General features: G+C 67.9%; 20 protein-coding genes. 4 read left to right on the forward strand and 16 right to left on the reverse strand.

Annotation, left to right across the window (positions count from 1 at the left end):
• Positions 1-54 precede the first annotated feature (54 nt).
• The 8 genes from ABRP34_RS07685 to ABRP34_RS07720 are packed head-to-tail and all read right to left on the reverse strand — an operon-like array spanning position 55 to position 6,608.
• Positions 55-1,161 carry a winged helix DNA-binding domain-containing protein gene (locus ABRP34_RS07685; protein WP_353712753.1) on the reverse strand — a complete coding sequence of 369 codons (1,107 nt, stop codon included), beginning with the start codon at positions 1,159-1,161 and terminating at the stop codon, positions 55-57.
• A gap of 23 nt (positions 1,162-1,184) precedes the next feature.
• Positions 1,185-2,252 (reverse strand): UDP-N-acetylmuramate dehydrogenase, encoded by a 1,068-nt coding sequence (locus tag ABRP34_RS07690; protein ID WP_353712754.1) that lies wholly within the window; start codon positions 2,250-2,252, stop codon positions 1,185-1,187.
• A gap of 34 nt (positions 2,253-2,286) precedes the next feature.
• Positions 2,287-3,555 carry an MFS transporter gene (locus ABRP34_RS07695; protein ID WP_353712755.1) on the reverse strand — a complete coding sequence of 423 codons (1,269 nt, stop codon included), beginning with the start codon at positions 3,553-3,555 and terminating at the stop codon, positions 2,287-2,289.
• 12 nt (positions 3,556-3,567) lie between these two features.
• Positions 3,568-4,005: a MaoC family dehydratase gene (locus tag ABRP34_RS07700; RefSeq protein WP_003803909.1), complete on the reverse strand. Its 438-nt coding sequence runs from the start codon at positions 4,003-4,005 to the stop codon at positions 3,568-3,570.
• Positions 4,006-4,007: 2 nt separating this feature from the next.
• The gene (locus tag ABRP34_RS07705; RefSeq protein WP_003803911.1) at positions 4,008-4,469 is read right to left on the reverse strand and encodes a MaoC family dehydratase N-terminal domain-containing protein; all 462 of its coding nucleotides are present in this window, start codon (positions 4,467-4,469) and stop codon (positions 4,008-4,010) included.
• 49 nt (positions 4,470-4,518) lie between these two features.
• Entirely contained in the window at positions 4,519-4,743 is a 225-nt protein-coding gene (locus tag ABRP34_RS07710; protein ID WP_003803912.1) for a DUF3188 domain-containing protein, read from the reverse strand.
• Positions 4,744-4,775: 32 nt separating this feature from the next.
• Positions 4,776-5,717 carry a DUF2797 domain-containing protein gene (locus tag ABRP34_RS07715; protein ID WP_353712756.1) on the reverse strand — a complete coding sequence of 314 codons (942 nt, stop codon included), beginning with the start codon at positions 5,715-5,717 and terminating at the stop codon, positions 4,776-4,778.
• Between the two features lie 27 nt (positions 5,718-5,744).
• Positions 5,745-6,608 (reverse strand): CoA ester lyase, encoded by an 864-nt coding sequence (locus ABRP34_RS07720; RefSeq protein WP_003803915.1) that lies wholly within the window; start codon positions 6,606-6,608, stop codon positions 5,745-5,747.
• Positions 6,609-6,926: 318 nt separating this feature from the next.
• Between ABRP34_RS07720 and ABRP34_RS07725 the strand changes: the two genes are divergently transcribed.
• Both ABRP34_RS07725 and ABRP34_RS07730 read left to right on the forward strand, forming a co-directional pair.
• The gene (locus ABRP34_RS07725; RefSeq protein WP_353712757.1) at positions 6,927-7,964 is read left to right on the forward strand and encodes an ABC transporter substrate-binding protein; all 1,038 of its coding nucleotides are present in this window, start codon (positions 6,927-6,929) and stop codon (positions 7,962-7,964) included.
• A 57-nt stretch (positions 7,965-8,021) separates the two neighbouring features.
• Positions 8,022-8,942 (forward strand): TauD/TfdA family dioxygenase, encoded by a 921-nt coding sequence (locus ABRP34_RS07730; protein WP_003803919.1) that lies wholly within the window; start codon positions 8,022-8,024, stop codon positions 8,940-8,942.
• A 103-nt stretch (positions 8,943-9,045) separates the two neighbouring features.
• On the opposite strand, the gene ABRP34_RS07735 is transcribed toward ABRP34_RS07730, so the two are convergent.
• The 5 genes from ABRP34_RS07735 to ABRP34_RS07755 form a co-directional block, all read right to left on the reverse strand.
• A complete protein-coding gene (locus tag ABRP34_RS07735; protein ID WP_353712758.1) occupies positions 9,046-10,011 on the reverse strand; it encodes an aldo/keto reductase in 966 nt (321 codons plus the stop codon).
• Between the two features lie 125 nt (positions 10,012-10,136).
• A complete protein-coding gene (locus ABRP34_RS07740; protein ID WP_353712759.1) occupies positions 10,137-11,846 on the reverse strand; it encodes a glycoside hydrolase family 13 protein in 1,710 nt (569 codons plus the stop codon).
• Positions 11,847-11,898: 52 nt separating this feature from the next.
• Positions 11,899-12,804, reverse strand: a complete 906-nt coding sequence (locus ABRP34_RS07745) for a carbohydrate ABC transporter permease (protein WP_003803925.1) — start codon at positions 12,802-12,804, stop codon at positions 11,899-11,901.
• A complete protein-coding gene (locus ABRP34_RS07750; RefSeq protein ID WP_353712760.1) occupies positions 12,804-13,751 on the reverse strand; it encodes a sugar ABC transporter permease in 948 nt (315 codons plus the stop codon). Before ABRP34_RS07750 ends, ABRP34_RS07745 begins: the two co-directional genes overlap by 1 nt.
• Positions 13,752-13,774: 23 nt before the next feature.
• Positions 13,775-15,082, reverse strand: coding sequence for an extracellular solute-binding protein (locus ABRP34_RS07755; protein ID WP_353712761.1), 1,308 nt, complete (start codon positions 15,080-15,082; stop codon positions 13,775-13,777).
• 229 nt (positions 15,083-15,311) lie between these two features.
• On the opposite strand from ABRP34_RS07755, the gene ABRP34_RS07760 reads away from it, so the two are divergent.
• Positions 15,312-16,514: an ROK family protein gene (locus tag ABRP34_RS07760; protein WP_353712762.1), complete on the forward strand. Its 1,203-nt coding sequence runs from the start codon at positions 15,312-15,314 to the stop codon at positions 16,512-16,514.
• Between the two features lie 95 nt (positions 16,515-16,609).
• Here ABRP34_RS07760 and ABRP34_RS07765 read toward each other — a convergent pair whose 3' ends face one another.
• The 3 genes from ABRP34_RS07765 to ABRP34_RS07775 all read right to left on the reverse strand — a co-directional run bounded on the left by ABRP34_RS07765 (position 16,610) and on the right by ABRP34_RS07775 (position 19,579).
• On the reverse strand, positions 16,610-18,181 hold the full coding sequence (locus ABRP34_RS07765; protein WP_353712763.1) for a Na+/H+ antiporter: 1,572 nt from the start codon (positions 18,179-18,181) through the stop codon (positions 16,610-16,612).
• Between the two features lie 96 nt (positions 18,182-18,277).
• Complete coding sequence (locus ABRP34_RS07770; RefSeq protein WP_353712764.1) at positions 18,278-18,940, reverse strand: NAD(P)H-binding protein; 663 nt, start codon at positions 18,938-18,940, stop codon at positions 18,278-18,280.
• Between the two features lie 75 nt (positions 18,941-19,015).
• Complete coding sequence (locus ABRP34_RS07775) at positions 19,016-19,579, reverse strand: dihydrofolate reductase family protein (protein ID WP_353712765.1); 564 nt, start codon at positions 19,577-19,579, stop codon at positions 19,016-19,018.
• 213 nt (positions 19,580-19,792) lie between these two features.
• Between ABRP34_RS07775 and ABRP34_RS07780 the strand changes: the two genes are divergently transcribed.
• Positions 19,793-20,554 (forward strand): HNH endonuclease family protein, encoded by a 762-nt coding sequence (locus ABRP34_RS07780; RefSeq protein WP_353712766.1) that lies wholly within the window; start codon positions 19,793-19,795, stop codon positions 20,552-20,554.
• Positions 20,555-20,571 lie beyond the last annotated feature (17 nt).

Here is a 20,571-nt window from a genome sequence, read left to right on the forward strand (position 1 = left end):
GAGGAAGCGTGCCAAAAAAGGCGACGAAAGGTGAGGGAGCGTCGTCACGGCCCGTCAGGACGCCAGGAACCGCTCGTACCTTTCGGCTGCGCGGCGGAAACCCGCCAGGGACGCCGGACCGAGGGGCTTCGTGTCGTCGAAGGGAACGGGGACGACGGCGGCCGTGCGCCCGCTCCCCTGCCTCGCCCAGGTGCCGGTCACCTCGCCACCGGCCACGATGGCCTTCTTGAACACCCCGTTGCCGCCGGGGACGATCTTTTGCGCGTGCTCGGGCGGCAGCACGATGCTCCGGTCCGTATAGCCAAGCACGAACTCGTCGAATCCCGGCAGGGCGAGGACCGTACGCTGGCCCGGAACACCGTCGTCCAGCAGTGCGGCGACCTCGGGCGACAGCCAGTACTGGGTTCCATCGTGGTCAAGCTCCACCAACTCGCCGCTCACCGCTGGCAGGGCACGCCGCACCTCGGTCAAAGGAATGCTGGACCACCAGGCGAAGTCGCGCAGGGTGGCCGGTCCATGGCTGCGCAGGTACCTCAGCAGCAGCTCCGCAATCCCCTCCTCACGGCCCAACTCCCGTGAGGACGTGATCCAACGGTCGAATGCAACGAACTTCTGCTGGTTGCCGTTCAGCGGCCCGTGCACCAGCGAGGCGCCCTGGCACAGCATCCACAGCAGGTGGACCCCGCGCTGGGCCTTGGTGGCCTGTCCGGCAGCCTCGAACGCCGCGAACAGTTCCTCCCGGGTCGCGGCCCGTCCGCCGTCAACCAGGCCCAGGGCTGTCTCCCGGCAGGCCTCGACGTCGCTGCCGGTGATTTCCAGTTGCCGGTGCCGGCCGGCCGTGCCCTGGACCATCCGGGCCGTGGTGATGTTCAGGATCCAGCGCAGATCCTCGGGCGCCAGCAGGTGCAGCGTGCCCCGCATGGGCCACGACCGGACCACCGAGCCGTCTTCCAACGCCCGGCGGACGTCGCCCAGGCCTGCGCTAGGAACACGGACACCCACGGCCCACAGCGCTGCCTGGAGATCCTGCGCCTGCATCGCGGTCATCGCACGGACGGCCTCCGGCACGCCGTCGAACCCGGGTCCCAGGAGCCCCTGCGACGCCAGCCTCAGACGGCCCATCACCCTGGGCGGAACCCGGATCTTCACCGCAGCTGCCATGACCCCATCCTAGGGCCGCAGCGCTAGAGCGTGAGGCCGATCAGGAGCGGCTCGGGGTGCAGTTCAATGCCGAAACGCCCGACCACGCCGGCCCGCACCTCGCGTGCGATCGCCACCATGTCGGCCGCCCGGGCTGAGCCGCGGTTGGTGATGGCCAGCGTGTGCTTGGTGGACAGCGAGGCCCGGCCGCCGGACACGCTCCCGGCTTCCAGCCCGAAGCCCTTGCCGAAGCCGGCGTGGTCGATCAGCCATGCCGCGGACAGCTTGACCTGCCCGTCGGCGCCACCCGGGTATCTGGGTGCGGATTCCGGGAGGCCGTCGGCAACGGAAGCGGGGACGATCGGGTTGGTGAAGAACGAACCCGTGGAGTAGGTGTCCCGGTCCGCCGGGTCCAGCACCATGCCCTTGGAGGCGCGCAGCCGCAGGACCTCGCGGCGCACGTCGTTCGAGTAGGCTCGCTGGCCCTGCTCGACGCCCAGGACCCGCGCCAGCTCGGCATAGCGGATGGGTGCGCTCATCCGGCCCAGCGGCAGCTGGAACTCGACGGTCAGCACAACGTAGCGCGGGGAGCCGTTGACGGTGGTCTGCTTGAGGATGGAGTCCCGGTACCCGAACTTCAGCTCCGAGTTGGTGAAGGTCTTCACAGCGTTGCGCTCCCGGTCCCAGGTGCGGACCGCGGCGATGGTCTGCGAGACGTCCGAGCCGTAGGCGCCCACGTTCTGGACGGGTGTGGCTCCGGTGGCGCCGGGGATCCCGGACAGCGCCTCGAGGCCGGACCAGGCGTGGAGCACGGCGTGCTCCACCAGCGCGTCCCAGTTGTGGCCTGCCTGGACCACCACGGATACGCCGCCGCAGGAGTCCTCGGCGTTGACGGTGAACCCCTCGGAGGCGATCTTGAGGACGGTTCCGGGGAACCCGTCGTCGGAAATCAGGAGGTTGGAACCGCCGCCGATGATCAGCAGCTGCTCACCGGCGGCGTCCGCCGCGCGCACCGCCTCGATGATCTCGGCCTCGGTGCGGGCCTCGACATAAGTGCCGGCGGGGCCGCCGACGGCGGCCGTGGTCAGATCGGAAAGCATTGGGGAGGTCACCAGTCCAGCCTATAGGGAACAGAAGCAGGGAAAATCAGGGCAGCTTGCGGGCCACCGGGGACAGCAGGAAGCTCACCACCAGCACGGCCATGACGGCCAGCAGCGAGTGCAGGATGCCCACGTGCTCGGCGAGCAGCCCCAGCAGCGGCGGGCCGCACAGGAACGCCCCATACCCGATGGTGGACACCACGGACACCCGTGCGGCGGCTTTGGCGGGGTCGTCGGCCGCCGCGGACATGCCCACCGGGAAACCCAGCGAGGCGCCGAGCCCCCAGACGGCCAGGGCGGCGTAGGCCAGCCACGGCGCCGGAGCGAACACGAACAGCGCAAGCCCGACGACGGCCATGGCGGAGCACCAGCGCATCACGGGGACCCGGCCGAACCGGTCGAGCACCACCGTTCCGGCGAACCGGCCGATGGTCATGAAGGTGACGAACAGCCCGTACCCGGCGGCGCCGGCCGCGTCCGACTGGTGGTGCCCGTCGGCCAGCGCCAGGGCCACCCAGTCCCCCGCCGCGCCTTCGGCCAGCGCCAGGCCCAGCACCATGACGCCCAGGAGCAGGGTTCGCCGGTCCCGCCAGGCCTGGGCGATTTTGCGCTTGTTGTCCAGCGGGGCCTCGCCGCCGCCGTTCCCCGCCCGGATGACGGGAAGCGGCCCGGTGGAGGGGTCCTCGAAGTTGTCCGGCCGGTACGGTGCCGTGCGTTCGGCAGGGGTGACGTCCGCACGGAACCAGCGTGCCGCCGTCGTCACCGAACCGGCGACGACGAGCCCGGCGGCGGCGAGGTGCCAGAGGACCGGCACGGCCGCGCCGGCGGCCCAGGCGCCCAGCCCGGCTCCGGCAACCGTGCCGAGGCTGAACGAGCCGTGCAGCCTGGGCATGATGTGCCGGCCCATGGCCCGTTCGACGGCGGCCCCCTCCACGTTGGATGCCGTGTTCCAGCTGGCGGTGCCCAGTCCGACGACGGCCAGCCCGGCGGCAACCGCAACCGGGCTGGACAGGACGGACGTGCCGAAACCGGCCAGGACCAGGCCGCAGCCCACCATGAGGCAACCGGAACGGATGGTCCGCCGGGACCCGAGCCGCAGCACGATCAGCCCCGACGCGGAGACCGAGAGGAAGGACCCGGCCGTCATGCACAGCAGAAGCAGTCCCACCGTGCCGGGCGTGAGATTCAGGCCGTCGCGGATCGCGGGAAGGCGGGAAACCCACGACGCGAACGCGAGCCCGCTGGCGGCATAAGCCACCACGACGGCGTTGCGCCAGAGGGTGACTTCCCGCGCCTGGACGGCGGTGGAACTCAAGACAGCATCACGTCACGCCAACCGGACCAGGGCCTGGGCCTTCACGAGGACTTTTTGGCCGTCGAACACCACGGTCAGGTCCACGCGAGCGGTGCGCGCGTCGGCATCCAGGGCGCCGACGGCACCGCTGACGTCGATCACGGCACCGGCGTCGCCGGTTCCCGTGGTGTCGGTAACCAGCACCGGCTTGGTGAAGCGGGTCTGGTAGTCGACGACGGCGGCCGGGTCACCGGCCCAGTCGCTGACCAGCTGCACGGCGGCACCCATGGTGAACATGCCGTGGGCGATGACGCCGGGAAGCTCCACGCCCGTGGCGAAGGCCTCGTTCCAGTGGATGGGGTTGAAGTCGCCCGATGCGCCGGCGTACTTGACCAGGTCCTGCCGGGTCACCTCGATGCTGCGGCTGCCGATGTCCTGGCCGACGCTGAGTTCTTCGAATGTGGGGCTCATGGCTACTGTCCCTCTCCGCGGACCAGGATGGATGACTTGGTGGTGGATACCGGCTCGCGCCCGTCCCCGTCCGTGAGCGCGAAGATCTCGCTGCGCGTGGTGATCATGGCGCCGCCGCCCATGGCGCGCACGCCGTCGACGTGCAGTTCGGCGACGAGCCGGTCGCCGGCGAAAATCGGGCGGTGGTGGGTGAACCGCTGGTCCGCGTGGACCACGCGGGAGAAGTCGATGCCGGCCTCGGGGTCCTCGATCAGCTGGGCGTCGGCGCGCTGGGCGATGATGATCGCAAACGTGGGCGGTGCCACGAGGTCGGGGTGGCCCAGGCCCTGTGCGGCGTCAACGTCGAAGTGGGCGGGGTGGGTGGCCTTGACGGCGCGGGCGAATTCGCGGATTTTCTCGCGGCCGACGTCATACACCTCTGCGGCAGGGTAGCTTCGGCCCTGCAGGTCCGGATTGATAGTCATGGGTTCAAGCCTATCGGGGCGGGCGCGCGGGTTTCCTACCGCGGGTTTCCTACTTGGGGATGTTCTTCCGCACACGCTGGCCGCGGACCACCAGACCGGCCATGTGCAGCACCAGGCCCAGGCCGATCACCGGCAGGGACGCGATCATGAGCCCCTGGTTGGCGGTGACGTTGCCTGCGATGTTGAGGATGAGACCGACGGCGATGAGGCCCATCGCGGTGAAGACCAGGATTTTGTAGGATTTGGGCGCGGTGGCCCAGAATTCGTGCAGCACCGTGCCAGTTTACCCAGTCAGGCTGTGTGGGCTCAGAAAAGGGCTTCCTGCATCGCCGGCACCTCCGAGCTGTACTCCCCCGGTTCCACCAGGCGGCCCTTGAGCAGTCCGAGGTTCACCACAAAGTCCAGTTCCGAGCCGTCCAGGCCGGCCAGGCCGTGGCTGCCGCACAGGGCTCTGAGGGTGAAGCCGTGGTTTCCGCTGTGCATCGCGTGCGGGTACGCGTGCCGGGCAGCCGCCGCGCAGAGGTCCGCGGCCTGCGCCGGACGGACCCACTGCTCATCAACAATGGCAAAACCCCCGACGGCGGTGCCCGCCAGGAGCGTCCGCACGTCCTCCGCCCGGCTCCGGTTGAGGAGGTCAAGCTCATCGCCCGGAAGCGGGTCAGTCAGGGCGGCGGCCTTCGCCGCGCCGCGCACCTGCTGGGCCAGGCCAGCTTCGCTTGTGGCCAGGTCCTCCAGGACGCGCACCACCCGCCCGTCCTCTGCCAGGGCAACGTAACGGGCGACCACCGCACCCTGCTCAGCCAGCCGGTTCCATTTGCGCGGCTGTGAGGCCGTGCCGATCTTGCTGGCACCGTTGGCGAACGTGGCGACGTAGAGCCAGTGCGGCTGCATGAGGTAGTCCCGCAAGCCGGCTGGGACCCGCCCGCCCCGGTGGAAGTCGTGAATCAGCCTGGTATCGTCTGCCAGCTGGCAAGGCTCGCACTGGCTGCCCCGGAGCGCATCAGCACTGTCCGGACACGTCACGTGCCGGCGCCCGGTTGCGGAGAAAACCCTGGTGTGGCCGAGGCAGTGCCTGACCCCATCGGCTACCCGGAATCCGAGGCGGGTGCCGGCGTCGAGAGCCATCTCAGTGAACCCGCCGGAACGGTGCTGGAGGCGCAGAACCGGCCTGCCGCCGTCGGACGCTGCGGAAACGGCCGGCGGCCCATCCCAAAAGACCCCGTGCACCAGATAACGGGTATCGGTCACGGGGTCTCCTGGTAATGCTGATGCAGACTAGAGCGCGGGCTGTACGCCAAACGCTACCGCGAGCTTCATGATCTTCTCGGCGCGGCCGAGGCGCGGCAGGTCGGAACCATCGCGGATGACGCGGCCGTTGGCCTCGAAGTCGGCCATGAAGTCGGTGGCCCAGGCGACGTCCGACGGCGTGGGGCTGATGACCTCGTTGATGACGCTGGTCTGGTCGATGGCCAGGCAGAGCTTCCCGGTCATGCCCATCATCACCGTGACGCCGGTCTGCTCGCGCAGGATGGGGTGGTTGGTGCCCACCGTGGGTCCGTCGATGGGGCCCGGCAGGTTGCCGACGCGGCTGGCAACGACGAGCTTGGCGCGCGGGTAGGCCATGGCTTCCTGGGTGTTCGCCATGCCGGTGTCGCGGCGGAAGTCGCCGGAGCCGAAGGCCAGGCGGAAAGCGCCCTGCGCCTTGGCGATGTGGTTGGCTTCCTCGATGCCAAGCGCCGATTCCACGAGCGGGATCACCGGCGTCTTGCCATCCATGCGGTGGAAGGACTCGGTGACCTGGTCGGCCGATTCCGTCTTGGCCAGCATGACGCCGAGCAGCCCCGGCGTGCCGCGCAGGCCGGCGAGGTCGTCGGCCCAGAACTTGCTGGTGGCGTCGTTGATCCGCACCCAGGCCTGGCCGCCACCGGAGAGCCAGTTCACCACGTTCTCGCGGGCAACGTCCTTCTGCGAGGGGTCAACAGCGTCTTCGATGTCCAGGATGACCGAGTCCGCGCGGGACACGGCGGACTGATCGAAAAGCTCGGTTTTCATTGCGTTGACAAGCAGCCACGACCGGGCGATCTCGGCGGGGATATTGCGTTCGTGCCGGGTGATCTCGGCTGTGGAAGTAGACGTCATGGTTCTACCGTATCGGGCGCGCGCCCGTGTGCGCGACGCAGATCGGCCCCACGGGGCAGACCAATACGAACAAAAGCCACAGTGTACCGCCGTCGGAACTGCGCCCCGGCACCGCCCGTCACGGGCATTCACCGGCCGCAACGCGGCGCCTCATGACCCGCTGTTGCGCCGTGTTTCCGCGGATTTCCAAGGGTTGCCCACCGTGACCGTGGCACTTTTCCGCGTCCGCCGAGTGCGCTTACATCGATCCATCGGCCGTTGCAGCGGCCGCCAAGAACCTGGCTCACCAGCCAACCAACCCCCTGAAGGAACCCCCCAATGAAACGACACCTGACCATCCTGAGTGCTGCGGCCGCCGTCGTCATCGCCCTGACGGTGTCCGGCTGCGGCGGGAGCGCCGCCGGCGATGACACAAGCGCCAGCGGAGCCCCCGGCGCCAATGAAGTCAAGGAGCTCCGCTACCAGGGCTGGGCCAACAACGTCACCCTTCCCGAGCTGGCGCAGGACCTCGGCTACCTGGGCGACGTCAAGCTGAACTGGGTGGGCAACACCATCAGCGGGCCGCAGGACATCCAGTCCGCAGCAACAGGCCAGACCGACTTCGGCGGCGCGTTCGCCGGCGCAGTGGTGAAGCTCGTGGAGGCCGGCGCACCGGTGAAGGCCGTCATCAACTACTACGGCGAGGACAGCAAGACCTTCAACGGCTTCTACGTGAAGGAAGACAGCCCGATCAGGACGGCCCGGGACTTCATCGGCAAGAAGATCGCGGTGAACACCCTTGGCGCACATTCCGAGGCGGTCATCAACACCTACCTCCGCAAGAACGGCCTGAGCGCGGACGAGATCAAGCAGGTCCAGCTCGTAGTGGTTCCGCCGAACGACACGGAGGAAGCCATCCGCCGCGGCCAGGTGGACGCCGGCTCGCTGGGCAGTATCCTGCAGGACAAGGCTGTCGCCAACGGCGGGCTGCGGTCCGTCTTCAGCGACTTTGACCTGTTCGGCACGTTTGCCGGCGGACCCTACGTCTTCCGGGAGGACTTCCTCGCCCAGAACCCCAACACGGTCCGGACCTTCACCACGGGTGTGGCGAAGGCCATCGAGTGGGAGCGGTCCACTCCCCGCAAGGAAGTCATTGCCCGGCTCACCAAGATCCTGAAGGAACGCGGCCGCAATGAGAACCCCGCCGCCCTGCAGTACTGGAAGAGCGTCGGCGTCCCGGCCAAGGGCGAGATCAAGGATGAGGACTTCACCCGCTGGGAGGAGTACCTGAAGTCCGCAGGCATCATCAAGTCCGACCTGGATGCCAAGAAGCTGTACACCAATGAGTTCAACGGGCTCCTGACCGATTCAAAGTAACGCCCGATTCAAATAACCGCAGCACAAAGTACCGCAGCACAAAGTGAGGAAAGAACGATGACTGTCATTACCGAAACAAAGCTCGAATTCTCCAAGCTGGGCTCCCGCATCGGCGCCGAGATCCGGGGTCTGGACCTCAGCGGCGACCTGCCGGCAGAGACTGTTGCAGAGATCCGTGCGGCCCTCAACGAGCACAAGGCCCTGGTGTTCCGTGAAGCCAACATCCTCTCCGACGAGGCGCAGGTGAAGTTCGCCAGCCACTTCGGCCCACTCACCAAGGCGCACCCCACCGTGGCGTCCGTGGAAGGCGAAGAGAACGTCCTGCCGGTGGACAGCGAGAACGGTTCGGCCAACAACTGGCACACGGATGTCACGTTCGTGGTCAACCCGCCGCAGGCGTCCACGCTGCGCAGCATCGACCTGCCCGCGTACGGCGGCGAGACGCTGATCGCATCCTCCGCCGGCGCGTACAGCGACCTGCCGGACGAGCTGCGGAACTTCGCCGACACTCTCTGGGCCATCCACACCAACGACTACGACTACTCGGTGCCCAAGAACCTGGAGCACGCCAACGCCGAGGAGCGCCGCAAGGAGTTCACCCGGCTCAAGTTCGAGACGGCCCACCCCGTGGTGCGGGTCCACCCGCTGACCGGCGAGCGCGGATTGTTCATTGGGGGCTTCGCGCAGCGCCTGCGGATCGTTGGCCTGTCCAACACCGAGTCCAGGGACATCATCCGGCTGCTCCAGGCCTACGTAACCCGTCCCGAAAACGTGGTCCGCGTGAACTGGGAGCCCAACCAGCTGGTGCTCTTCGACAACCGGATCACCCAGCACTACGCACCCGACAACTACGACGGCCAGCCGCGCAAGCTCAACCGCGTCACTATCGCCGGGGACATCCCGGTGGGCGTGGACGGCAAGCAGAGCCAGGCCCTGAAGGGTGATGCCTCCACGTACTCGGAGATCGCCCCGCTCTAGGGCTGTTGGTCTGACGGGCCCGCTCTGGGGCTTCCGCCCAACTAGGTCGCAGCAGATGGTGTTCCGAGCACTCAGAACGCCCTCAGCTGCGACCTAGTTGGGTTTAGGGGATGTTGCTTCCCCGGGCCGTGACCCAGAGCCTGTACCACTCGGCGCGGGTCATGGTCTCGGCAGCGCGGGCGGCCCCGGCGCACGCACGGATCCGGTCCGGGTTGGCGGTGCCGATGACCGGCGCGATCCCGGCCGGGTGCTTCATGAGCCAGCCCAACAGCACCGCCTCCACGGTGGTGCCGTACTCCCGCGCCATCTCTGCCAGCAGCACGGCTGTGGCACTCTCGGACTGCGTGGGCCGCTCGGGCGGGTTGCCGGTGTAGTGGCCACGGGCCAGGGCGCCGTAGGCCTGCAGCGTGATCCCCTGCCGGGCACAGTACTCCAGCGTCCCGTGCGGAAAGCTGTAGCCCCGGGCATCGGGGTGGTTCACCAGCACTGTGCTTTCCAGCCAGTCGCGCTTGAGCAGGCTGAGCTCCAGCTGGTTGGCCACCACCGGGGTCTCGAGGCTGTCCTGCACGAACTCGATCTGGGCGGCGGACATGTTGGACACCCCCAGAGCCCGCACCTTACCTTCTGCCATCAGCTTCCCGACGGCGGCCGCCACCTCCGCGGGGTCCGTCAGGGGATCGGGGCGGTGCAGCAGGAGGATGTCCACGTAGTCGGTGCGCAGGCGCTCGAGGCTGCCGTTCACGCGCTCGATGATGGCGTCCGCGCTCAGGTCGTAGTGGGTTTCCAGTCCCCGCTCGTTCAGCCGGATCCCGCATTTGGTCTGCAGCTGGATGCGCTCGCGCAGCCCGCTGGTGCCGGCCAGGACCTCGCCGAAGACGGCTTCGGCTTTTCCGTGCCGGTAGATGTCGGCGTGGTCAAAGAGCGTGACGCCGATGTCCAGCGCCGCATCGATGGCCTCAGCCGCGGCCTCGACGTCAGTGATTTCGTGGGGTTCCGTCGACCAGTCCCCGCCCAGGCCCATGCAGCCGTAGAGCAGCCGGCCGTAGGGTGCTGCAGTCTGTTCAGTCATGGCATCACTCTTTCATTTGTTCCGGGCCTCGCACAGAGGCCCGGCCGGGTACCCGGTTAAACGGACCCGCTGGCGCACCCCGGTCAGAACCGGGGTGCGCCAGCGGCGTGTCAGCCCGCTGCGGGTCAGCGCAGCCAGGCGGTGGTGTTGGCCGGCAGCTTGCCGTCTTCCAGCGGTGCGCTGCTCACCAGCACCGTGCCCGCGGGAAGGTCGACGGCGGTGTCCCCGAAGTTGGTCACTGCCCGCCAGCCGCCAGGGCGGCTGAAGTGCAGGACGTCCGGGTTTCCGGTTTCGATCCATTCCAGCTCTTCGGCGGTCTGCAGTTCGCGGCGGAGCTTCAGGGCGGTGCGGTAGAGCTCGAGCGTGGAGCCCCGGGTGCCGTCCTGCGCCTCAACGGCGTAGCTGCTGAACCAGTCGGGCTGGGGCAGGTGGGCGCCGCCGTCGCCGAACCCGAAGGACGTGCCCTCCACGGACCACGGCAGCGGCACGCGGCAGCCGTCGCGCCCCACTTCCACTCCCCTGTTGCGGAAGAACGACGGGTCCTGCCGTTCGGATTCCGGGATGTCCGCCACCTCGTGCAGTCCCAGTTCCTCGCCCTGGTAGAGGTAGGCGGAGCCGGGCAGTGCGAGCATGAGGAGCGTGGCGGCGCGGGCGCGGCGCTTGCCGAGCTCGATGTCGAGGTCCTTTTCCGGGCCGCCGGCCAGCAGCCAGTCCTTGCCGTCCTGGCCCTTGGCGTGCTTGCCCTTGGAGCCCTTGGGCAGGCCGTATCGGGTGGCGTGGCGGACGACGTCGTGGTTGGAGAACACCCAGGTGGAGGAGGCTCCGGTGGCTGCGGCCTCTGCCAGGTTGCGGGTGATGATCTCGTGGAACTCCTCGGCGTCGAAGTCCGCCTGCAGGAGGTCGAAGTTGAACGCCTGGCCCAGGCCTTCGGGGCTGGCGTAGCGGGCCCGGCGGGTGGCGTGCACCCAGGCCTCGGCGACGGCGGTGCGCGGCGGGTTGTACTCGTTGAAGACCTCGCGCCATTCGGCGTAGACCTCGTGCACCTCGTCGCGGTCCCAGAACGGGTGCGAGCCGTCCGGGAATCCGTCAGTGCCGGTGTTGGCCTCGGTCAGCTCCAGCTTGGACAGCAGCGGTTCTGTGAGGTCCTTGGTGAGCGCGTGCGCCACGTCGACGCGGAAACCGTCCACGCCGCGGTCTGACCAGAAGCGCAGGGTCTTGAGGAAGTCGTCGCGGATTTCCCGGTTGGCCCAGTTCAGGTCCGGCTGCTCCTTGGCGAAGATATGCATGTACCACTGGCCAGGGGTGCCGTCGGGTTCGGTGATGCGCTCCCAGGCGGGGCCGCCGAAGACCGAGTCCCAGTCCGACGGCGGGAACTCGCCGTTGGGGCCTTTGCCGTCCCGGAAGATGTAGCGGTCCCGGGCCGGGGAGCCCTTCGGGGAGGCCAGGGCTTCCTTGAACCATTCGTGCCGGTCCGAGGAGTGGTTCGGGACGATGTCGGCGATCAGCTTGATGCCGGCGGCGTGGAGGGCGTTGGCCATCTCATCGAAGTCCTCCAGCGTGCCAAGCTTAGGGTCCACGTTGCGGTAGTCATCCACGTCGTAGCCGCCGTCGGCGAGCGCCGAGGGGTAGAACGGGCTGAGCCAGACCGCGTCGATTCCCAGCGCCTTCAGGTACGGGACCTTGGCCGTGATGCCCTTGATGTCGCCCAGACCGTCGCCGTTCGAATCGGAAAAGCTGCGGGGGTAGATCTGGTAGACGGACGCCTGGCGCCACCAGTTCGGATCGGCCAGGCGGTCGGAATCGGAAAGGGTTGCCAGCGTGGCGGTGGTGGACAAGGGATGATCCTTTTCTTGTGGTTGGGATTGTTGCTGGACTGGTTTGATGGGTCTACTTGACGGCCCCGCGCATGACTCCGGAGAGTACCCAACGCTGGGCCAGGATGTAAACCACCAAAGTGGGTGCCATGGCCATCAGGTAGGACGCGAATGCGAGGCTGTAGTTGGTGTTGAACTCTCCCTGGAAGAGCATCTGCACCACGGGGAGGGTCTGCAGGGCGGGATCGGCGATCATCATCTGCGGGAGCAGGAAGTCGTTCCATGAGCCGAGGAAGGCGAAGATGCCCACGGTGGCGTTCATGGGGGCCAGCAGCGGGAAGATGATCCGGCGGAACACCTGCCACGTGGTGGCGCCGTCGAGCCGGGCCGATTCCTCCAGCTCCACCGGGATGGAGCGGACGAAGGCAATGTACAGCAGCGTGTTGAACGAGATGCCGCCCAGCACGTGCAGGAACACCACGCCGCCCGGGTTGTCCAGGCCGAGGAGGGCCGTCTGCTTGATCAGCGGCAGGATGATCACCGGGAACGGGATGAACATGGCCGAGAGCAGGTACACGAAGGAGCCCCGGAAGAACCGCCGATTCCAGTTCCTGGCGATGGCATACGCCACCAGCGAGCTGCATGCCAGGGAACCAAGGACACTGAGCACGGTGACGAACGCCGTCGACATGAATGCCCGCGGGAAATCCGTTGCCACGTAGGCGGCGCCGAAGTTCTCCCAGTTCACCGGGCTGGGCCAGGCGAGGCCCGTGCCCGTTCCGATCTGGTCCGGGGACTTCAGGGCCATGGCCACGGTGAAGTAGAGCGGAAGGAGCACGGTCAGGGAGGCCACCAGCATCAGCGCGGTGAGCCACCAGTTGACCTTGTAGCCCTCGCGGCCGGAGCGGTTGTTCCGGCGGAGTGCGGGGCGGTCCGGATCGTGCGGGGTGCGGCGGGCGGTAAGCGGAAAAGCTGTCATTAGAGTGAAACCCCCCGGCGCTGGATGAGGCGCAGCTGGATGACGGAGATCAGCAGGGTGATCAGGAAGTAGATGACCGCATTCGCCATCTGGTAGGAGTAGTCGCCGCCGGTGAAGCCGGAGAAGATGCGCATGGCCACGGACTGGGTGGCCATGCCCGGTCCGCCGCCGGTGAGGCCCACGATGATTTCGTAGGTTCCCAGGAAGCCCTTGAAGCCGAGGATCACGTTGATGACCAGGTAGCCGAGGATGAGCGGCAGCGTCAGGCTCCGGAACTGCCGGAAGCTGCCGGCGCCGTCGAGGTCCGCGGCTTCATATACCTCGGCGGGGACGCTCTGCAGCCCGGCCAGGTAGATGATGGTGGCGCCGGGAGCCGCCTGCCAGACCGTGACCAGCACGATGGCCAGCCAGGCGTAGTTCTCGTTGGCCAGGATGCTCGTGGCCAGGGGCGTCACACCGAAGCGGTCCGCCAGCACGGGCAGGGTGTTGGAGAACAGGTAGTTGAACACGAAGGACACCACCAGGGCCGAGAGCACCATGGGGATGAAGAATACGGTGCGGATGCCGGTGCGCCACTTGATTTTGGCGTTCAGGCCGAGGGCGATCGCGAGGGCCACGATGTTGACCACCACGGTGGTGGTCAGGGCGAAGACGAACGTGAAGATGTAGGACTGCAGGATGGCCGGGTCTTTGAAGATGTTGACGTAGTTGGACAGTCCGATGAACTTCCAGTCGCCGTAGCCGGCGTAGTTCGTCAGGCTGAAGAACACGCCGACGAGGGCCGGCAGGGTGATGAAGAAGGCGAACAGTGCCAGGACCGGCACCACCATCCAGTAGTAGGCGGGGTCGATGCGGCCCTTGGCACGGACGGACCGCAGCGGGGTCTTCGGGGAAACGGTCGACGCGGCGGGCGGGGCTGCCTGCGCCGTCTCGGAGGTTGTAGTCATGGGGGCTCCTGGATTCGGGTGGGTCAGACCGCGGTGCGCTCGGCGACCCGGCGCCATTCGTCGTCGAGGGCGGAAAGGAACTGCTCGCCGTTCTTGCCGTACACGAAGGACTGGATGTAGTTGTACAGCGGTACCGACGGCGGGAAGTACGTGGTGGCTCCCTGGTAGTACCGCCCAGCCCGCACGGAGGCGGCGAGGCCGGTGATCTGGGGATTTTCGACGGCGGGTGCTTCCTTGAGCGGCGAGAACGCCGCGTTCTTCTCGTTGTAGGCGTTCACGACGGAGGGGTCCAGCAGGTAGCTGACGAAGCGCCGTGCCGCGGCCATGTTCGGCGTGTTCCGGGTGATGGACAGTGCCATGTCCACGTTGACCCGGGCCTTGGTGTCCGCGGGGTTGTTGGTGACGGGGAGCGGGAAGCTGCCGAGTCTGACGTCCTTGTTGGCGGCCACCAGCTGGGACAGCGCCCACGGGCCCTGCAGGTACATGGCCGCCTGGCCCTTGGCGAACGCGGCGTTGCCGTCCGCGTAGTTCTTGCTCGTGGCACCCTTCTGCGAGAAGGCTGCCAGCTCGAGCATCTTGGGCAGGACCGGGCCGAAGTTGCTGGTGAATGACTCTTTGGCGTTTTCACTGATGGCGGCACCCTTGGCGGTGAGCTTCGCGAAAAAGCCGGCGACGTCCAGTGAGCCGCCCGCGAGGTAGTCGAACATGCCCTGGCCGAGGGTCCAGCTGTCCTTGAAGGTGCCGTAGATCGGGGTGATGCCGGCGGCCTTGAATTTCTCACAGGCCGCGACGAATTCGTCCCACGTGGTGGGGACCGCCACGCCCTGGGCCTCGAAGACGTCCCGGTTGTAGATGACCCCGGCGGCTGCCAGGGAGAACGGGAGGGCACTGGTTTCGTGCCCGTTGTACCGTCCCCAGGAACTGACCAGGTCCTGGACCTTGGGGTCGATCGTGGCTGCGGCCGGATGGTCCGAAAGGTCTGCGAAAACGCCCTTGCGGACGAAGTCGGCGGTGGCCTGGGCGAAGCCCCGGGTGACGACGTCGGGCGGGTCGTTGCGGACCAGGCCCGGAACGAAGTTGCCTTCATTGAAGTCCTGGATGACGCGGATGTCCGGGTTGAGCGCCTCGAAGTCCTTGATCACGCGGTTGAAGTAGGCCACCACCTCGGGCTTGTTCTGCATGAAACGCAGCGTGGTGACGCCGTTCTGGCTGCTGGGCACGGAGCCGCAGCCCGCCAGCGGAAGGACAGCTGCGGCGCCGGCGAGGCCGGCCGCCTTGAACAGCGCGCGGCGGCTGAGCGGGGTCTCGTGGCTGGGCGGGATTGCGCTCACAGTGCGGAGGTCCGGGCGGCGTACTGGCAGGTGGCGCGGCGTTGCGGGTTCCTGAATGGGCGGTGCTTCGAAGGGCAGTTCACAGTTGCTCCTTTGCAAAAGGCTGAGGAAAAAGCTGGAAGGGGAATCCCGTGGCCGGCGGCCGTCCGGCCCACGTGGTCATTTTATATGGAATCTAAATTTAGTTCCTCAAGTATTATGTGGGGCAGAGCACAAGGAGGTCAACACCATGTCCGAAATGACGGCGGCCACGCCGCAGCTGCTTCGCCGCGTGAGCGCCGGAGCAGTCCTGGATTTCATGCGCGCCTCGGGCGCGGTGACGGTTACCGACGTCATCCAGGCCACTGGCCTGACCCGGGCCACCGCCATCTCCGTGTGCGAGGACCTCATGCAGCGCGGGTGGATAACCGAGCTGGAGAACCAGCGCGCCTTTGGCGGCTACCAGAAGGGCCGTCCCGCCCGCAGGTTCGAACTCAACGAGCGGGCAGGCTATGTCCTGGGTATGGACGTGGGCTTCTCGAAGGCGACGGTGGTGGTGTCCGATCTGCGTGGCAAGGCGCTGGGACGGGCCAGCCAGCCGTTTGAGATTGAGGACATCTCCGCCGAGGAGCGCGTGGCTGTCATTGACCGGGCCGCCTTAATGGCGCTGCACAGTGTGGGGGCCTCCCCCGACGCCGTGCTGGCCGTGTGCGCCGGCATCGCCGCCCCGGTGGACCGGAAAGGCAACGTCCTGGCGGCCCAGCATTTCTGGGGGCTCTTCGACGTCGGGCTCAAGTCCGCGCTGGACAAGCTGCACGGATGGACGGTGCTGCTGGAGAACGACGCCAACCTCGCCGCCCTCGGCGACCGGTGGCGTGGCGCGGCGACGGGCGTGGACGACGTCGTCGTGATCCTGGCCAGTGAACGCTTCGGTTCGGGCGTCATCGAAGACGGCCGCCTGCTGCACGGCAGCGGCGGCGGCGCGGGTGAACTCGCCTATCTGGACCTGGTGAAGGGCGTGGGCGACACCTTCGGTATCGCGACGCTGGCCCGGGTCTGGGCTGCGGAGGCGCTGGAGGGCACCGCCGAGACGTCCCTCCGCGAACACGCCGCATCGGGGGCCGAGGCGGAGCACGTCTTTGCCGCGGCAGCTGCCGGCGACGCAGAGGCACTGAAGATCCTTGACCGGTTGGCCGACAGGATGGCCCGGGTGATCGGCTCTGTGGCCACCATGGTCAACCCCGAGCTCGTGGTGATCGGCGGGGCCGTGGCCAACTCTGCGGGGGTTCTGCTCGAGCCGATTGCGGCCCGGCTGCCGGAGTTCACCGCCACCCCGCCGCAGGTGGCGGTCTCACCGCTGGGCGATTCGATCGTCACCGTGGGCGCCGTCCGGCGCGCCCTGGACTACGTGGAGACGAACACCCTGGACCTGGAGCTGAACATCCCGGCGTGATCCAAGACCGGCGTGAACGTACACTTGGGGCCCGCAAAACCACACGCTTTTGGGGCCCAAGTGTACGTTCGCGCTGTTCTATTCCGGCGTGATCCTTACTCCGGCATGATCATGGTCCGCAGGTCGAGCTGGCGCAGCACCCTGTCCGCCACCTCGGGATCCATGTCCGGCTCGCTCCGGGCAGCGACGACCTCCTGCCGCGCTGCGTCCAGGGCGATGGTCTGGACCGTGATGGCCAGCTCCCTGCCCCGCTCACGCTTCTCGGCGAGGCTCTCGTTGCGGAGGCTGCCGTCCAGCAGTTCGGCGTGCAGCCGGGTCATCTTTTCCTTCACCAGCGCCACCTTCTCCGGCGGCAGCTCCTTCACGAGCTCGTGGTCCTTCAGCGCGGCCACGGCGGCTGCCTGGGCACGGCGGGCCAGAAGCCGGGCCGCGTCGCGCTCCTCCGTGCCGTCCTGGGACGCGTTCAGCACCTTCATCAGCCACGGCAGGGTCAGCCCCGGCAGCACCAGCGTGGCCAGCAGCACCGCACAGGCCGTGACCAGCACCTGGTCACGCGCCGGGAACGGCGTGCCGTCGGCGAGCGCGACCGGGAGGGCCAGCGCCAGGGCCAGGGTGGCCAGCCCGCGCATGCCGCACCAGGTCAGGATCAGGACCTCTTTGGCGGAGGTCGGCTGCAGCAGGTTCTTCTGTTTCCGGGCGGACACGGCCAGCAGTCCCAGCCAGCCGAACCGCACTGCGAACACCAGGACGCAGACCACGACGGCGGCGCCCGCCATCCCGAAGATCGCAGAACCCTCCGTGCGGACAACATCCTGGATCTCGAGCCCCACGAGGCCAAAGGCAAGCCCCGTCACCAGCAGCTCCACCACGTCCCAGAAAGCGGTCCGGGTTACGCGCTCGGCGGCGTCCTGCGGGCGGGTATGCCGCTGCATCTCCAGGGCGGTGACCACGACGGCGATCACGCCGGAGGCGTGGAATTCCTCCGCGAGGATGTACGCGGCAAAGGGCACCACCAGGGTCACGGCGCTGCGGGCCACCATGGACGCCACCAGCCGGGTGACCAGCGATGTCAGCCAGCCCATGGCAATGCCGACCACGACGGCAAGTGCCGCTCCCACGACGAACTTGAGGACGACGTCGGGCCCTATCCTGGTGCCGCCGACCGCAGCGGCAACAGCCGCCTGGAAGATGACAATGGCGGCGGCGTCATTGAAGAGCCCTTCGCTCTGCAGCACCGTGATCAGGCGCCGGGGCATGTGCACCCGGCCGGCCACCGACTCCACCGCAACGGGGTCCGGGGGCGCCACCATGGCTCCGAGTGCAATGGCGGCCGGGATGCCGATCCCCGGAATCATGAGCCAGGCGGCGCCGGCAACCACGGCCGTCGAGAGGACGACGAGGGCCACGGCGAGCATGATCAGCGTCCGCCACCGGACCCGGAAGACGGCCCAGGAGCCCCGCTGCGCCGTGGCGAAGAGCAGCGGCGGCAGGAAGATCGGCAGGATCAGCTCCGGCGGAATCTCGATGTCCGGGAAGCCCGGGATGAACGTCAGCGCCACGGCCAGGAGCAGCATCAGGACCGGGTAGGGCAGCCGCAGCCGGTCCCCGAGGCCCACGGCCACCACGGTGGCGAGCAGGAGCCCGATGATGAGTGCCAACTGGTCCATGTGACCACTTTCCCCGGAGTGCGCCACGCCTCGGACGGAGGGCGGCCGTGCCTTTCAACCCTACCGGGAACGCTGCGGCCCTTCTCCTGCCCTGCGCTACTGCTGCAGGGCGTCCAGCGCGGCAGCGACCGGCTGGGTGCCGTCGCGGAATTCGATGGTCCGGCCGGCGGTTGCCGGCAAGTCCAGCACCGCGGCGGCAACGATGGCCACGTTGGCGCGCGATGTCTGCGTGCCGGAACTGGCGTCGTCCGGGTTCGCCTCGATCAGCCCGTTCCCCGGGCCCTCGGTCAGGGAGCCCGGCCCCAGGATGGTCCAGGCCAGATCGGTGCCGCGGAGGTACTCATCTGCGGCCGCCTTGGCCTCGGCGTACGCGTGGAAACTGTGCCCCTCGGGAACCCCGTGGTCGGGGCCCGCGCCGAAGTAGGACACCATCACGTAGCGCCCGACGCCGGCCTCCGCGGCCGCGTCCATGGAACGGATGGCGGCGTCGCGGTCCACCGCATACGTGCGGGCCGGGTTCCCTCCCCCGGCACCGGCTGACCAGACCACGGCGTCGTGGCTCCCGAGCGCGGCGGCGATGTCCGCCGTCGTCGACTTTTCAACGTCAAGGACCGACGGCGACGCACCGGTGGCGGCGACCTCCGCCGCATGGTCCGGGTTGCGGATGAAGGACGTGACACTGTGCCCCTGTTCCGTGAGGAGGGCGGACAGATGCAGGGCTACCTTGCCGTGGCCGCCAATGATTGCGATACGGGTCATGCCCCCATTGTGTCGCAGGATAGTGTCACAGGCGCGGCACGCGCCGCAGGCCGGCGCCGCTTTATCCGGACCGCTTCATCCGGACCGGTTGGCATAGCGGAGGAAGACCGTGCCGTTCCCGAACCGCCGTTCCTCCAGCAGCTCAAGCCGGAGGCGGACGTCCTCCGGGAGGAAGCGCTTGCCGCCGCCCACTGCCACGGGCGAGAGGAACATCTGGAACTCGTCCACCAGCCCGGCCCGGATGGCTGACGCGGCAAGGTCCGCGCCGGCCACCGCCACGTCCCGGCCGGCGTCGGCCTTGAGCCGTCCGACGGCGTCGGCGCCGAACTCCCGCTCGATCCGGGTCCGGGCGGTGGTCACGTCCTGCAGGGTGCGGGAAAAGACCACCTTGTCCGCTGCTTTCCAGAGGTCGGCAAAGTCCCGGATGTAGTCGGGAATATCGCCGAAGTCTTCCGGATGCTCCCAGACGGCCATCACCTCATACATCCGGCGCCCGAGCAGGTAGGTTCCCGCCGGCCGCTGCAGCTCGTTGACGAAAGAATGCACCTCGGCGTCCGGCTCGGCCCAGTCGAATTTACCGTCGCGGTCCGCGATGTAGCCGTCGAGGGACATGAGTCCCGAGTAGATCAGTCTGGCCATGCCGGCTCCTGTCGCCCTCGGCGGTGTGCAGTCCGACCTTAGGCTCATGTCGCCCGGATGACAACGGTTCCGCCGGTTCCGGAGTCATCCGCAGCGTTGCCACAGGATTGCATCAAGACCCGATCAAGGACCCGCTTCTCCCCTGTTCCGGCTGACATGCTGGTTGACGCATCAAGCAACTTGTACCGTTCCAGGAATCATCATGGGGGAATCATGCCGCTAGGCACGTTCAATCACGCAGGCCCGACCGGGCACACAGGTCCGTTCAAGCACGCCCGACGCCGGGTGGTGGCCGTCACTGCGTCCGTCAGGTCCGGCCTTTGGGTCCGGTCGCTGTCCGCCACCGCCGTGGCCGCCGGACTGCTGCTCACCGGGCTGGCAGTCCCGGCCGAGGCTGCCACGTACTATTCCGCACCGCTGCGCACCGCTGCCCGTGCCCTCACGGTGGCTGCGGAGAACAACGCCGGCTACGACCGGACCCGCTACTTCGGCAACTGGCTGGACACCAACCGTGACTGCCAGAACACCCGGGCCGAGGTCCTGCTGCAGGAGGCGAAGGCCACCGCGACGTACACCACCGCGCGGCGGTGCACCGTGCGCACGGGCCGTTGGGTCACGAGGTGGGACAACCGCACGCACACCCTGGCGTCGGCCGTGGAGATCGACCATACGGTTCCCGTCCATGAGGCGTGGGGCTCCGGCGCCCGCTACTGGTCGCAGGCGCGCCGGGTAGCCTTCTACAACGACCTCGGTGATGGCCGGTCCCTGAACGCGCAGACGGCGGCACTGAACTCCAGCAAGCAAGCCAAGGGTCCGGAGGCATGGATGCCGCCGGTGAACCGCTGCGAGTACATCGGCAACTGGATCGCGGTGAAGATCCGGTGGGGCCTGCGGGTTGACAGCGCCGAGAAGGCAGCCCTGATCCGCTATGCAGACTCCTGCCCGAACGTGCGCATCAGCGTCACCCGGGCCTAGGCTGCGCGTCCCGCAGC

The sequence above is a fragment of the Arthrobacter sp. K5 genome (assembly GCF_040448525.1).
Lineage (GTDB): Bacteria > Actinomycetota > Actinomycetes > Actinomycetales > Micrococcaceae > Arthrobacter > Arthrobacter globiformis.

Coding starts and splice junctions, on each gene's coding strand:
- ABRP34_RS07775 (WP_353712765.1), bottom strand. CDS start 19,579: ATGGCCAGACTGATCTACTCGGGACTCATGTCCCTCGACGGCTACATC.
- ABRP34_RS07735 (WP_353712758.1), bottom strand. CDS start 10,011: ATGACTGAACAGACTGCAGCACCCTACGGCCGGCTGCTCTACGGCTGC.
- ABRP34_RS07725 (WP_353712757.1), top strand. CDS start 6,927: ATGAAACGACACCTGACCATCCTGAGTGCTGCGGCCGCCGTCGTCATC.
- ABRP34_RS07745 (WP_003803925.1), bottom strand. CDS start 12,804: ATGACAGCTTTTCCGCTTACCGCCCGCCGCACCCCGCACGATCCGGAC.
- ABRP34_RS07760 (WP_353712762.1), top strand. CDS start 15,312: ATGTCCGAAATGACGGCGGCCACGCCGCAGCTGCTTCGCCGCGTGAGC.
- ABRP34_RS07705 (WP_003803911.1), bottom strand. CDS start 4,469: ATGACTATCAATCCGGACCTGCAGGGCCGAAGCTACCCTGCCGCAGAG.
- ABRP34_RS07685 (WP_353712753.1), bottom strand. CDS start 1,161: ATGGCAGCTGCGGTGAAGATCCGGGTTCCGCCCAGGGTGATGGGCCGT.
- ABRP34_RS07770 (WP_353712764.1), bottom strand. CDS start 18,940: ATGACCCGTATCGCAATCATTGGCGGCCACGGCAAGGTAGCCCTGCAT.
- ABRP34_RS07765 (WP_353712763.1), bottom strand. CDS start 18,181: ATGGACCAGTTGGCACTCATCATCGGGCTCCTGCTCGCCACCGTGGTG.
- ABRP34_RS07700 (WP_003803909.1), bottom strand. CDS start 4,005: ATGAGCCCCACATTCGAAGAACTCAGCGTCGGCCAGGACATCGGCAGC.
- ABRP34_RS07730 (WP_003803919.1), top strand. CDS start 8,022: ATGACTGTCATTACCGAAACAAAGCTCGAATTCTCCAAGCTGGGCTCC.
- ABRP34_RS07750 (WP_353712760.1), bottom strand. CDS start 13,751: ATGACTACAACCTCCGAGACGGCGCAGGCAGCCCCGCCCGCCGCGTCG.
- ABRP34_RS07720 (WP_003803915.1), bottom strand. CDS start 6,608: ATGACGTCTACTTCCACAGCCGAGATCACCCGGCACGAACGCAATATC.
- ABRP34_RS07780 (WP_353712766.1), top strand. CDS start 19,793: ATGCCGCTAGGCACGTTCAATCACGCAGGCCCGACCGGGCACACAGGT.